A 13,550-nucleotide genomic window follows, 5' to 3' on the forward strand; every position below is an offset into this window, starting at 1 on the left:
AAGACGTTTACCGGTGCGGCCCGCTACGTCGATTGCACTCGCCGGCGGTGCTGAATGAGGCTGCACCGGCTGGAGATGACCGCGTTCGGCCCGTTCGCCGAGACAACGGTTGTCGACTTCGACGCGCTCGGGGCGGACGGGCTGTTCCTGCTGCACGGGCAGACCGGCGCCGGAAAGACGACGGTGCTGGATGCGATCGCCTTCGCGCTGTACGGCAGCGTGCCGGGCGCACGTGGCGAGAGTAAGCGGCTGCATTCCGATCATGCCGACGAGCAGACTCCGCCACGGGTGGTGCTGGAGGCGACGCTGGGTGGTCGACGCGTGCGGTTGACGCGCTCGCCGGAATTCCTGCGGCCGAGCAAGCGGGCCAAAAGCGGTTGGGTCAAGGAGAATGCCGCCGCTACCCTGGAATGGCTGGACGGACGCGGCGCGAACCTCGCTCGACTGACCGATATCGGCGACGAAATCATCCGGCTGCTCGGTATGAGCGCGGACCAGTTCTTCCAAGTCGTGTTGCTGCCCCAGGGGGATTTCGCGCGATTCCTGCGTGCGGAGAACGAGGAGCGCGAAAAGCTTCTCGAGAAACTTTTCGACACAGAGCGTTTCGGTAGTGCCGAGCAATGGTTGGCCGACAAACGTCGCGCCTCGGCAGCTGAGGTGGAGTCGCGCAAGCAGGGCATCGATCGGTTGATTGCCCAGGTCGCGGTGGCAGCAGGGGAGACAGCGGCCGAAGCCGTCGGGCCACTCGAGGCGGTCGGCTGGTCGCAAGATCTGCTCGCGACCGCGCGCGAAGCACTCAACGCGACCGCGGCGGATGCCCAACGGTGCCAACAGGAATCGGCGCGCATCAGCTCCTGTGCCGAGGAGCAACGGCGCCTGCACGAACTGCGCCGCCGCATGACGGCGGCCCGTGCTCGGCTCGACGAATACGCCGCTGCCGCCGGCCACCGCGCTGACCTGCAGGCCGAACTCGAATCGGCCCGTCGTGCCGCACCGGTCGCCGAGGCCATCGATGAGGCGCGCGCCGCGGTAATGCACGCCAGGCGCAAATTGGATGAAACCCACCGCATCGCGACGCGATTGGTCGCACTGCTTGCCGAACCCGCTGGTGCGGATGTCGCGGGCAATGAGCTGATCACGGTTGAGCGCGGGCCGGACGGTACGCCGACCGTAGGTGCCGACGCGGACGTCGATGCGGCAATTCGACGGTGGAGCGCCCAGATAGGCGCGCTCGACGAGGTGAGCGCCGATGCGACCACCGCGACCAGGCTCACCTCCGAACTGGCCACGCTGCGCGAGGAGGACACCGCCCTTACCGGCCGCGTGGACAAACTGACCCAGATGCGTCAGCAACTGCCCGAATCGATTGCCGCAATCGAAGCCCGGCTACGCGAAACCACTGAGGCAGCGGCCGAATTGCCGACCCTGACCGCCGAATGTGAACGCCTGCAGACCGCGGCGATGGCGGCCGTCGAACTCGCCAATCGCAGAACAACTCTCGATCACGCACGGATCGAATGGGAGTCGGCCCGCGCCGCCCATCTCGACGCCAAGGAACGCGTGCTCGACCTGCGCGAGCGCAGGCTGGCCGGGATGGCCGCCGAACTCGCCGGTCAGCTGATCGAGGGGCAGCCGTGCACGGTCTGCGGTTCCGCCGATCATCCGGCACCGGCACGCGCCGCGACCAGCGCGGTGTCCAAGGACGCCGAAGATGCGGCGGCCACCGCGGAGCGCGCGGCCGAGGACGCCCGTGACCGAGTGCTGGCCCGAATCACCGAGCTGGAACGCGAAATCGACGCGCTCATCGCCCGCGGCGGCGATGCCGACCGCGTCGAATTGGCCGCCGCCCTGCGCGCCGCAACCGACCGCTACGAAGACGCGTCCGAACTCGCCACCCTCTCCGACAGCCTTACCGCCGAACTGTCCCGCCTGCGCGCCGATGAATCGCGCCTGCACGACGAACTTCGCGAATCCGATACCCGCCGCAGCACCGTCACCGCCCGCATCGCCGCCGCCACCGCGCGCCTGACCGAACTCACCGAACGCCTGCGTACCGCCGCGGGTGCCGACGAAACAATCGAGCGCCGCCGCACCCGCCTGGACACCCTGATCGGCGACGCTACCGCCCTCCGCGACGCCCGCAACGAAGAGTCGGTGGCAGCAGAGCAGGTCACCGTGATCGCCAACCGCGTCGAAAGCCTCGCGCTGGCAGCAGGTTTCGTCATCGAGCAGACCGAGAACTCCGTCGCGACCGGTTCGGATGCTTCGCGGGGTGCCGCCCCGGAGAGCACGGCCAGCAGTGATGCGGTCACCGATGGTGTTGGCGCTGGTGCGCTCGCCGATTCGGCCGAGACGAGCGTCGACCATCCGGAAGCCGCAACGGGCGCAGCCGACGCGCAGCCGCGCGATGACTTGGCTTTGTTGAAGGCATACGCGCAGGTGGTCACCGCTGCCTCGCGAACCGCGCAGCGGCAGAGCGAGATCGAAGCGGAGCTGGTCGCCGCCGATCGGGCTCGTGCGCATGCCGAGGCGGTGCTCGCCGAGCCGGAAATCCAGGCCGCCGCCTCGACCGAGCCCGGTGATCTCGGGGAGCTGGAGTCCGCCGTGGCGGCCGCGCAGACCCAGCTGAATGCCGCGGTTGCCGCGCATGCGGAGGCCGCTCGGCGGGTGAACCTGCTGGAGGATTTGGGTGGTCAGCTCTGGGCCGCCGTGGATCGGATCGCCCCGGTGCAGCGTGCCCATGAGGAACTTGCCGCGCTTGCCGAGGTCGTTGCTGGTCGGGGTGAGAACAATCGGCGAATGTCGTTGCGCTCCTATGTACTCGCCGCCCGGCTGGAAGAGGTGGCATTGGCTGGTTCGGTTCGCCTGCGCCGAATGTCGAGCGGTCGCTACGAATTCGTGCACTCCGACAAGGCTGGCCCACGCGGCCGTCGTGGCGGTCTCGGCCTGGATATCCGCGACGACTACACCGGCGCCGTGCGCCCCGCCAAAACCCTTTCCGGCGGCGAATCCTTCATGGCCGCCCTGTCATTGGCCCTCGGCCTAGCCGACACCGTGGCAGCCGAATCCGGCGGAATAGTGCTCGACACCATCTTCATCGACGAGGGATTCGGCGGGCTCGATGCCGATACCCTCGACGCGGTCATGGGGGTCCTCGACGAGCTCCGTGCGGGCGGCCGCGTGGTCGGCGTGGTCAGCCACGTCGACGAAATGCGCCAGCGCATTCCGAGCCGCCTGCACGTTATCCGCGGGCGAGCGGGCTCCCAACTGCGCACCACCGTCGCTTGAGCACACGTGCGGACGGTCGCGTGCCGTAGCGGTTGATGGCGGATTTCCGCTAGCGCTCGGTGCGGGTTGCTGCCATTGTGGATTGGGTGACGATCACGGCTTTGGATTTCGAACGCTGCTATCGGGCGGTGTCGACCCGCGACTCCCGATTCGACGGCCAGTTCTTCACCGCGGTGCGAACTACCGGAATCTATTGCCGCCCCTCATGTCCGGCGATCACGCCGAAGCCATCGAATGTCACATTCCTGCCGACGGCCGCCGCCGCGCAGCAGGCCGGATACCGGGCCTGCCGTCGCTGCCTGCCTGATGCCGCACCCGGGTCGCCGCTGTGGAATACCCGCGCCGATCTGGCCGCACGGGCGATGCGACTGATCGGCGACGGCGTCATCGAGCGCGGCGGTGTCCCCGCACTGGCCGCCACCCTCGGCTATTCGCAGCGCCAGCTGACCCGGGTGCTCAGCACCGAATTGGGGGCCGGTCCGTTGGCGCTGGCCAGGGCACATCGCGCGCACACCGCGCGGCTGCTGATCCAGACCACGAATATGCCGATGTCCGATATCGCCTTCGCGGCCGGATTCGCCAGCATCCGCCAGTTCAACGACACCGTCCGCGAGGTATTCGCGGTGAGTCCGACCACGATGCGCACCGAGGCGCAGCGGGTGACCCGCTCCGGCAGCCACTTGGTGCCCGCCACCAATGGCTCGCTGACGCTGCGGCTGCCTTTCCGCGAGCCGTTGGACCGCGGTTGGCTCGAGTGGTTCCTCTCTTCGCACGTCGTGTCGGGTATGGAGCTATGGGAGGACCGCGCCTACACCCGGAGCCTGCGCACTCCGCACGGGCATGCGACGACGCGGCTGAGTTTCCAACGCGATCACGTGCGCGCCGAACTGTCCCTGCACGATATGCGTGACCTCGCACCGACCGTCGCACGGTTGCGGCACCTGCTGGACCTGGACGCGGACCCGATCGGTATCGATGAGGCACTCGGCGTGGTGCCCGCTGATACCGACGTTATCGAGACATCCGGGCGAGATCTCCCGGACGCCGGTGCGGCACCGGCCGAGCATCCCTTGAATGTCGGCGCGGCCGCTCGTCGTACTCGAGTCCACCCGCCGTTCACTCCCGGTATCCGGGTGCCCGGTTCCCTCGATGGCCCGGAGTTATTGCTGCGCACCATGATCGGTCAGCAGATTTCGGTATCGGCCGCCGCGACCCACACCGCCCGACTAGTCGAGGCGCTCGGTGACCCGATCGACGGACCGGTCGCACGTCTGTTCCCGAGTCCGGCCGCGATCGCCGAACGCGGAGCCGAGGTATTAACCGGTCCGTCGCGACGGACCCGCTCGATTATCGGCGCGGCCTCGGCTCTCGCCTCCGGCGATCTGGTGCTGCACCAGGGCCGCACCGCCAGCGACCTCCGCCGTGACCTGCTGGCGCTGGAAGGTGTCGGACCGTGGACCGCCGAGTATGTGACCATGCGACTGCTCGCCGATCCAGATGTTCTGCTCGACACCGATCTCGTTGTCCGCCAAGGCGCCACCCTCCTCGGCGTCGATCTCACCGATACCGCGCGGTGGGCGCCGTGGCGTTCGTATCTGTCCATGCACCTGTGGAAGGCCGCGCTCGCTGGTCGCAAAGCCGCACCACCGAAGGCATCCCCGATGAAAGCGAAGACCCGCGCGTGACAACCGATTTCGCGACCACCGACACTCCGATCGGCCCATTCACGGCACTGGTCGACGCCGATGGTGCCGTACTCGCGGCCGGCTGGACCGCGGACGCCGAGAATTTGCGGCAGCTGGTCCACCCGCGGCTGCGGCCAAGCGACCTACGCGGACGTGCTGACCTCGGCGAGGTCACCCGCGCGATCACCGCCTATCATCGCGGTGAACTGGCCGCGATCGACGCGATCGAGGTGCGTCAGCACTCCGGCGAATTCCTCATGCACGCATGGGAAGTGCTGCGCAAGATTCCGGCGGGCGATCCGGTCACCTACACCGAATACGCCGCCATCTCCGGCCGCCCCGACGCCACCCGCGCCGCCGCCAATGCCTGCGCCCGCAATGCCGCGGCGCTTTTCGTGCCGTGCCACCGGGTCCTGCGTATCGGGGGAGCGCTCGGCGGGTTCCGCTGGGGACTGTCGGTGAAGCGTTGGCTGTTGGATCACGAGCGCGGCGCAGCGCAGTTGACCATCGAATAGTCCTGCGCCGGAACGCTCACTACGCAGCGCCGCCGAACCCTTCGACATCGCATGACCTGTCGCATATCCAGTGGCCCCACGCCGCCGCGTACGCCGCCCGCGGGCGACGACCGCGCGGCAGATGGGCCAGCACGGCATCGATGGTCGCCACGGTTACCCGCGTGCGAATCCGCTCCCGTTCAGCAGCAGCGATTCTGCGGATTGGCATCCGCATCCGCATGGCGTCGCCGCCAGTACTCGCGCTCCGACGGAATCTCACAACCGGGGTGATTGCGCTGCAGATGATCCACATAGCGCTGGTAATCCTGGCCGCCCAGCACGGCATCGAACCATGAAACGAACGCGCGAAGCCTGGCGGCCAACCGCAGACGCCGAATGACGGCCGGTCGAGGTGACCGGCCGTCATCAGGCTGAGCTGCTGCGGTCAATGTGCTGGTGTTTCCGCCGTGGCGCCCTTGGCATGTGCTGCGCCCGGTGCCCGGACCTGCCCCGATTCGATCAGGGCATCCCATTCCTTCTGCACCGCCTTCTCTTCGGCGGTGGCGATGAAGCCGCGCGGTGCGAAGATCTTCGACGGTTCGTCCGGCGTTTCGCTGCTCGGTCCGCCGCCCGCCCGCCAGGCACGGAAGCAGACCACCACACCGACCACCGCGACGACCAGCACCAACACCGCGAAGATGATCGACAACGTGCCCTGGATGAACGTATTGCGCACGACCTTGTCCATATCGTCGGCAGTCTTGGCCGGTGCCAACAACTTTCCGGCATCGCGGGCGGCACTGTAGTTATCGTGCTGCTTCCAGTAGCCGATCTTCGGATCGGCGGAGAAGATCTTCTGCCAAGAGGCCGTCATCGTCACGATCAGATCCCAGATCAGCGGCAGCGCGGGAATCCACGCCCACTTCACCAGGCCCTTCTTGATCAGAATGGTCAGCACGACGGTGAGTGCGATCGCGGCCAGCAGCTGGTTGGAGATGCCGAACAGCGGGTAGAGCGTATAGATGCCGCCGAGCGGATCGGTGACACCCATCAGCAGCACCGAACCCCAGGCCGCCACCACGATCGCCGAGCACACCCATGCGCCCGGCCGCCACGACGGATCCTTGAACTTCTTCGCCGGGCCACCAAGGTTGCCGAGCGAGTCCGAGAGCATGAAGCGCGCGACGCGGGTACCGGCGTCGATGGTGGTGAGGATGAACAGCGCCTCGAACATGATCGCGAAGTGGTACCAGAAAGCCTTCATCCCGGAGCCGCCGAGGAATCCGGACATCACCTGGGACATGCCGACCGCCAGCGTCGGCGCGCCACCGGTGCGCGAGATGATGCTGGTCTCTCCGACATCCTTAGCGGTCTGGGTCAGCTCACCCGCGGTGACCGGATCACCGCTCAGGCCAAGGGTGTTGGTGTAGGCAGCCGCCTTCTCGGCGGTACCGCCGGTGAGACCGGCGCCCGCGTTCATGGCGAAGTACAGGTGCTGGTCGATGATGCTCGCGGTGATCATCGCCATGATCGCGACGAACGACTCCATCAGCATGCCGCCGTAGCCGATCATGCGCGCATGCGACTGCTTCTCCAGCAGTTTGGGCGTGGTGCCGGAGGAGACCAGGGCGTGGAATCCGGACAGCGCGCCACAGGCGATGGTGATGAACAGGAACGGGAACAGGCTGCCCGCGAAGGACGGACCGTTGCTGTTGTGCGCGAACTGCGAGACCGCAGGAGCTTTCAGCACCGGCATGGTGAACACGATGCCGAGCGCGAGCAGGCCGATCGTGCCGATCTTCATGAACGTCGACAGGTAATCGCGCGGCGCGAGCAGCAGCCACACCGGCAGTACCGAGGCGATGAAACCGTAGATGATCAGCAGCCAGGCGATGGTCGTGCCGGACAGCGTGAACAGGTCACGACCCCAACCGGATTCGGAAACCCAACGTCCGGAGATGATCACGAACAGCAGCAGTGCGAAGCCGACGATCGATACCTCGCCGACCCGACCCGGTCGCACGAAGCGCAGGTACAGGCCCATGAACAGGGCGATCGGGATGGTCATGCCGATGGAGAACACACCCCACGGGCTGCCGCCGTGCAGCGCGCCGTCCGGACCCTTGACCGCGGCCAGCGCCTGCACGACCACGATGCCGAGTACAGCGAGCAGGATCATCATGATCACCAGCACGGCGACGATCGCGGCGACGCCGCCGATCGGGCCGAGTTCGTCGCGGGCCATCTGCCCGAGGCTGCGTCCACGGCGCTTCGACGATGCCCACAGCACCAGGTAGTCCTGCACCGCGCCGGCGAGGACAACGCCGACGATGATCCAGATGGTGCCAGGCAGATAACCCATCTGCGCGGCCAGCACCGGTCCGACCAGTGGACCGGCACCCGCGATGGCGGCGAAGTGATGCCCGAAGAGCACCCGCCGATCCATCGGCATGTAGTCCTTGCCGTTCTCCAATTCCTCGGCAGGCGTGGCCACATCGTCGCGCGGCTTGGCGATCCGGTATTCGATCAGCCTTGCGTAGAACTGGTAGGCGGTGACATAGGTACAGACCGCCGCGATCACGATCCACACGGCGTTGACGTTCTCACCGCGTGAGATGGCGAGGATGGCCCAGGCTATCGCCCCGATGACCGCGATCGCCCCGAAAATCGCCTTCTTGCGTGGCGTGATGGGGGCGTGATCGACCACCCCGACGGGCGGCAGATCGGGATCCGTCCGCAAATATTCGATTGTCGCCATCCGCTTACTCTCCTGAAAAACGCGCAGGATCCTGCTCAAACATCTGACAACGTATCCGATTGGTGAGGTCGATCGGGCTCGTTTCCGATCGGCTTTGGACAACGTTAAGTTTTGTTCGTGTGTCGGCCATCACCTCGGTGTTGCCGAACGTATGCTGCCATGCGATTCCGCCAAGCTCCACACCCGCCTGGAGGAGGGCCTCGTTGCGCAGGCGCACGCTGCTCGGTTCGGTGCTGGCCGCGCCGCTGCTCGCCACCACCGGCTGCGCATCCGATGACGACGCGCTGACGTTTTTCTTCCAGGCCAGGCCGGAGGAGGCCCGGGTCCGGCTGAAGATCATCGACGAGTTCCAGCGGCGGCATCCCGACATCCGGATTCGCACGATCATGTCCGGACCGGATCCGTTGCAGCAGATGCTCACCTACTGCGCGGGCGGCAAATGTCCCGACGTCATGATGGCGTGGGAGTTGCTATATGCCGGACTCGCCGAGCGCGGGGTGCTGCTGGATCTGCGCACGCTGCTCGATCGGGAGCCCGAATACGCTGCCGCACTGCGTGCCGACAGTTATCCGGCGCTCTATGACACCTTCACCTATGGCGGCGGGCAATATGCGTTGCCGGAACAGTGGTCCGGGGTATTTCTGTACTACAACCGAAAGCTTTTCGCCGATGCCGGAGTCACCGCGCCGACTCGGTGGCGCGACGCCTGGTCCTTCGCCGAATTCCTCGATGCGGCAAGCGCACTCACGCGACGTGAGTCGAACCGGCAATGGGGGTTCGCCGATGCCTGGGTGCCGTACTTCTCGGCCGCCTGCTTCGGCATGAACAATGGGGCGCAGTGGTTTTCGCCGTCGGTGGATCCAATCAGGACCGATCTCGGTGATCCACGGTTCGTCGAGGGGTTCCAGTTCTATGCCGATCTCGCGATTCGCCACCGGGTTGCGCCGAAAGTCGCCGATCAACAGTCGGTTTCGGCTCCCGATCTGTTCCGTCGCGGACGGGCGGCGATGGCGATGGGTGGGCATTGGCTGTATTCGGAGTTCGCCGGACAGGATGATTTGCCCATTGATGTGACGGTACTGCCGGTCGGTCCGCACGGTGGGCCGGGGGCGATCACCGATGTGGGGAGTACCGGGTTGTCGATCGCAGCCGATAGTCCGCGCGTCGAACAGGCTTGGGAGTTCGTCAAATTCGCTACCGGTCCGGAGGGGCAGGCCATTATCGCGTCCTCCGGACTTTTCGTACCGGTGCTGAAATCCGCAATGGGCTCTGCGGGATTCGCGGATGCGCATCGCGAGATACGCAACCTTCAAGTATTCACGGAGGGACCGGAGAATTCACGAGCGTTGCCGGTTACTCCGGTGTGGGGCAAGGTTTCCGCGCTGCTCGAACGAGGTGGCAATCGCGTGCTGCGCGGAGCTGCCACCGCCGAGTCCGAGAGTGCGTCTCTGGCTGCTGACATCAATACCCTGCTGGAATCCTCATGAAACCGACTCGTAGTCGGACGCACGCACAAGCGCGGCTGGCGCGGCGGCGTGAGCGCGCCGGCTGGATGTTCGTGGCACCGAATATGCTTGCGGTGCTGGTGTTTCTGCTATTTCCGCTCGGCGTTTCTCTGTATCTGAGTCTGTACTCATGGGACTTGTTCAGCGCACCACGGTTCGTGGGGGTGGCCAACTATCGGCGTTTGTTCGCATCGGATCCGTTGTTCCTCATCGCATTACGCAATACCACCGTGTTCACCATGTTGACGCTGGTGCCGACGGTCGTGATCGGGCTGGCCATTGCCGCAGTGCTCAATCGAAAGCTGGCCGGTATTGGAATCTTTCGAACCATCGCGTTCCTGCCACTGGTTGCCTCGACGGTGGCCATGGCCGTGGTGTGGCGCTTCATCTTCACCACCGACGACGGTCTGCTCAACATCATGCTCGGCTGGGTCGGCATCGATCCGGTGCCGTGGTTGACCGACCCGGATTGGGCGCTGGTCTCGCTGAGCATCGTGACCGTATGGAAGAGCGTGCCGTTCGCGACGGTTATTCTGCTGGCCGCTATGCAGGGCGTGCCCGAGACGCTGTATGAGGCCGCGCGCATTGATGGCGCAGGGGCGATGCGGCGGTTCTGGTCGGTGACACTGCCGTTGATTCGTGGGCCGCTGTCTTTTGTTTTCGTCATCACCATCATCAACTCGGTGCAGGCTTTCGATCAGGCCTATGCCTTGACCGGCCCTAATGGCGGGCCGGAGACCGGGACCTATCTCCTCGGAATCATGCTGTTCCAGAATGCCTTCGGGTTTTACGAGGTCGGCTATGCGGCGGCGCTGGCCTGGGTGATCTTCGCGATCCTGCTGGTGCTGACGCTCCTGCAGCTGTGGTTCGCGCGCCGGTCGGAGGTCGAGTTGTGAATGCATACGAGATGGTTCGGTCGCTTCCGGTGCGGATCGGTGTGCGGGCGCGCGGTACCAGTCGGGTGGAGCGGGCAATTCTGTGCCGGACGGTGCGCGGCGTCCTGATCTACCTGGCGCTCGTTGGTGTCGGCTGGTGTGCGCTGTTTCCGATCCTCTGGGCATTGTCGGGTTCATTGAAGCGCGATGGCGAGATCACCGAACCGACATTGGTTCCCGCGCATCCACAGTGGTCCAACTATGGGAAGGTCTTCGACCTGCTGCCGCTCGGGCGGATGCTGCTCAACACCGCGTGGTACGCGCTATGTGTCACGGCGGGGCAGGTATTCTTCTGCTCGTTGGCCGGATATGCGTTCGCGCGCTTGCGCTTTCGTGGACGCGATGTACTTTTCCTCGCCTACCTCGGCACGCTGATGGTGCCGTTGACGGTTACGGTGATCCCGCAATTCCTGATCATGCGCGCCTTCGGTTGGGTGGACACACCGTGGGCGATGATTGTTCCCGGTCTATTCGGCAGCGCGTTCGGCACCTATCTGATGCGCCAGTTCTTCCGAACGTTGCCCGCCGAGCTCGAAGAAGCGGCGATCGTCGACGGGTGCACTACCTGGCAGGTGTTCTGGCGAGTCTTGTTGCCGCACACCCGTCCTGGGCTCATGGTGCTCGGAGTGCTGACCTGGATCACCGTGTGGAACGACTTCCTGTGGCCGTTGATCATGATCCAACGCAACGACATCGCCACCGCGACCTTGGGTTTGGTGCGGCTGCAAGGTCAGTACCACACGCAATGGCCGATTCTCATGGCTGCGGCCACGGTCATTCTGCTGCCGCTGGTCGTGGTCTATGCAATCGCGCAGCGGGCCTTCGTGCGTGGCATCGCGGCATCGGGCCTGGGTGGGCGTTGACGGCCGCCCTGATGGCGGCCGTCGCTACTACTCGCCCCAATAGGTACCGAAGCTCCAGAGGTTGCCCTCCGGATCACGGACGGTGAAGCCGCGCGAACCGTAGTCCTCATCGCGCAAGCCGCGCACCACCTCCGCGCCCGCCGCGACCGCACGGTCGTGCAGCGCATCGGGTTCCTCGCAGACGAGGTAGATCGAGTCGGTGCCCGGTCCCCTCTCGCAGAACGGGTTATCGCCCTTGCCGATGGAACTGAACATGATTCCACCGCCGAGCGGCCAGCGCAGCTGCCCGTGCTCGATGAACGACGGATCGTCTTCCCTGGCGTAGAGCGCTGTTTCCTCGAAGCCGAATGCGCTGGTCAGGAAGGCGACCGCCGCGCGAGCATCGGTGAAATTGAGACACGGCCATACGGCGGTGCGGGTTGTCGTCTGGGGTAAATCCGTTGGTGTTGTCATGGATCCAGCCTCACTCGCCGGACCCCTCCGGGTCTTGGACGGATGGAATCTCTTCGGCCAACCATGCGGTGGGACTGCAACCAGCCAATTCCGCGAAGTCGCGGTTGAGGTGGGCCTGGTCGTAATATCCGCAGGTCGCGGCCACCTGCGCGAATGTCACATAGGACGGTGTATGCCCGATCATCCGCCTGGCGCGTTCGAAGCGGGCAATCCGAGCGGCGAGTTTGGGACCGAGCCCGAACTCCGCACCGAAGCGCCGGGCCAGATGCTGGCGGCTCCAACCGATCTGTTCGGCGAGCGGGCCGATCTGCGCCGCACCATCGGATTCGACCAAAGTGCGCCAGGCCCAAGTCAATTCGGGCGTCACCAGCCGATCGTGGCAGGCCAGCGCGGTCAAAACGCGATCACAGGCGGCGAATCGCTGCGGCCAGGACGACAGCTCCTGCAATTGCTCCCACAGCTGCCGCCCGACCGGTCCCGTCACCTCGGCACATTCCACCGAAGTGTTCCACAGCGCACTGGCGGGCATTCCGAACAGTGCCCGGCTCCCGAGCGGCGTCAACTCGATCCCGATGCCCTCCTGATAGCCATTGTGCGAAATAACCGCCGAACTGGCCTGCAACCCGCTCAGCACACATTGGTAATCCTGCGGCGACTGCCGCGAATCCGTCTGCGCCACAACGTCGATGCTCGGCCCGATCGACACGATGAACGTCATATGCCGCGACGGCAGCCCCCGGTGCAACCCGGGCGCGAACCCGCTCAGGCGATACCCGACGTACCCATCGATATACGCCGCGAGCGCAGGTGCCGGACGTGCCGTCACCACTTCGGTGGTCGGCTCCATACCCGCCAACGCTACGCCGGCGGTCGGCTAGCGCGAGGTGAGTCAGCCGGCAACGTTGATATTGCGGTGGATCGACCGCGGATCCGCCGCCAGGTCGAGAAGGCAGGTGGCCAGGTCCGCGCGGCTGATCCGGATGCCGAATGTCACGTTGCGGTCGACCGCGGTTTTGTAGGAACCCTTCGCTGGATGGTCAGTGAGTTGCGGTGCTCGCACGATCGTCCAATCCAGTTCGGTCTCGCGCGTCGCCTGTTCGGCCGCGGCCATATCGTCGAGGCTGTGCCGCAGCAGCGGACGCAGAATGAGCGGCTTCACCACGAAGCGGGTGAACCAATCGTCGCCCGGTCCAGCGGTTCTCGCGCTATTACTGATCAGGATCAGCCGCCGTGCACCCACCGATGCCATGGCCTTGGTGATGGCGAGTGTTGCATCGGTGGCGACCGTCGTCGGGCCTTTGTCCCGTGATCCGATGGTGTCGAGCACCGCGTCGGCGCCCCGGACCGCCATAGCGATGTCATCGGGATTCATGATGTCGGCCGTGATCACGCGCAGTTGTGGATGATCTGTCATGGCGTGCTGGCCGCGGACGACCGCGGTCACCTCGTGGCCGGCCGTGAGTGCCTGGCGCACGAGATGTCCGCCGGTACGGCCGGTCGCTCCGAAGATCGTGAATCGCATGTTCAGCCCTTCAGGTTGGTGAGTATTTACTAACCTAGGATGGGTGA

11 protein-coding genes are annotated in these 13,550 nt (G+C 65.5%); 6 read left to right on the forward strand and 5 right to left on the reverse strand.

Annotation, left to right across the window (positions count from 1 at the left end):
- The first annotated feature begins 54 nt into the window (after window positions 1–54).
- From ACIBG0_RS10135 to ACIBG0_RS10145, 3 genes are all read left to right on the forward strand, one after another.
- Window positions 55–3,288: an AAA family ATPase gene (locus tag ACIBG0_RS10135; protein ID WP_397031090.1), complete on the forward strand. Its 3,234-nt coding sequence runs from the start codon at window positions 55–57 to the stop codon at window positions 3,286–3,288.
- A gap of 77 nt (window positions 3,289–3,365) precedes the next feature.
- Window positions 3,366–4,973: a DNA-3-methyladenine glycosylase 2 family protein gene (locus tag ACIBG0_RS10140; RefSeq protein WP_397031244.1), complete on the forward strand. Its 1,608-nt coding sequence runs from the start codon at window positions 3,366–3,368 to the stop codon at window positions 4,971–4,973.
- Window positions 4,970–5,488: a methylated-DNA--[protein]-cysteine S-methyltransferase gene (locus ACIBG0_RS10145; protein ID WP_397031091.1), complete on the forward strand. Its 519-nt coding sequence runs from the start codon at window positions 4,970–4,972 to the stop codon at window positions 5,486–5,488. The genes ACIBG0_RS10140 and ACIBG0_RS10145 overlap by 4 nt, the downstream gene beginning before the upstream one ends.
- Before the next feature lie 179 nt (window positions 5,489–5,667).
- Here ACIBG0_RS10145 and ACIBG0_RS10150 read toward each other — a convergent pair whose 3' ends face one another.
- Window positions 5,668–6,000, reverse strand: a complete 333-nt coding sequence (locus ACIBG0_RS10150; RefSeq protein ID WP_397031092.1) for a YbdD/YjiX family protein — start codon at window positions 5,998–6,000, stop codon at window positions 5,668–5,670.
- Window positions 5,913–8,225: a carbon starvation CstA family protein gene (locus ACIBG0_RS10155; protein ID WP_397031094.1), complete on the reverse strand. Its 2,313-nt coding sequence runs from the start codon at window positions 8,223–8,225 to the stop codon at window positions 5,913–5,915. The genes ACIBG0_RS10150 and ACIBG0_RS10155 overlap by 88 nt, the downstream gene beginning before the upstream one ends.
- A 203-nt stretch (window positions 8,226–8,428) precedes the next feature.
- Here ACIBG0_RS10155 and ACIBG0_RS10160 point away from each other — a divergent pair, with 203 nt between their 5' ends.
- From ACIBG0_RS10160 to ACIBG0_RS10170, 3 genes are read left to right on the forward strand one after another with little or no spacing between them, the layout of a single operon-like run.
- A complete protein-coding gene (locus ACIBG0_RS10160; RefSeq protein ID WP_397031095.1) occupies window positions 8,429–9,712 on the forward strand; it encodes an ABC transporter substrate-binding protein in 1,284 nt (427 codons plus the stop codon).
- 35 nt (window positions 9,713–9,747) lie between these two features.
- The gene (locus ACIBG0_RS10165; RefSeq protein WP_397031246.1) at window positions 9,748–10,626 is read left to right on the forward strand and encodes a carbohydrate ABC transporter permease; all 879 of its coding nucleotides are present in this window, start codon (window positions 9,748–9,750) and stop codon (window positions 10,624–10,626) included.
- Window positions 10,627–10,637: 11 nt separating this feature from the next.
- The gene (locus tag ACIBG0_RS10170) at window positions 10,638–11,528 is read left to right on the forward strand and encodes a carbohydrate ABC transporter permease (RefSeq protein WP_397031248.1); all 891 of its coding nucleotides are present in this window, start codon (window positions 10,638–10,640) and stop codon (window positions 11,526–11,528) included.
- Window positions 11,529–11,555: 27 nt separating this feature from the next.
- Here ACIBG0_RS10170 and ACIBG0_RS10175 read toward each other — a convergent pair whose 3' ends face one another.
- Genes ACIBG0_RS10175 through ACIBG0_RS10185 form a run of 3 tightly spaced genes read right to left on the reverse strand, consistent with a single transcriptional unit; the run spans window position 11,556 to window position 13,503 of the window.
- Complete coding sequence (locus ACIBG0_RS10175) at window positions 11,556–11,981, reverse strand: VOC family protein (RefSeq protein WP_397031097.1); 426 nt, start codon at window positions 11,979–11,981, stop codon at window positions 11,556–11,558.
- Between the two features lie 10 nt (window positions 11,982–11,991).
- Window positions 11,992–12,828 (reverse strand): helix-turn-helix domain-containing protein, encoded by an 837-nt coding sequence (locus tag ACIBG0_RS10180; protein ID WP_397031099.1) that lies wholly within the window; start codon window positions 12,826–12,828, stop codon window positions 11,992–11,994.
- A 42-nt stretch (window positions 12,829–12,870) separates the two neighbouring features.
- Window positions 12,871–13,503 carry an NAD(P)-dependent oxidoreductase gene (locus ACIBG0_RS10185; protein WP_397031101.1) on the reverse strand — a complete coding sequence of 211 codons (633 nt, stop codon included), beginning with the start codon at window positions 13,501–13,503 and terminating at the stop codon, window positions 12,871–12,873.
- Window positions 13,504–13,550: the final 47 nt, after the last annotated feature.

It is taken from the genome of Nocardia sp. NPDC050630 (assembly GCF_044457245.1).
Lineage (GTDB): Bacteria > Actinomycetota > Actinomycetes > Mycobacteriales > Mycobacteriaceae > Nocardia.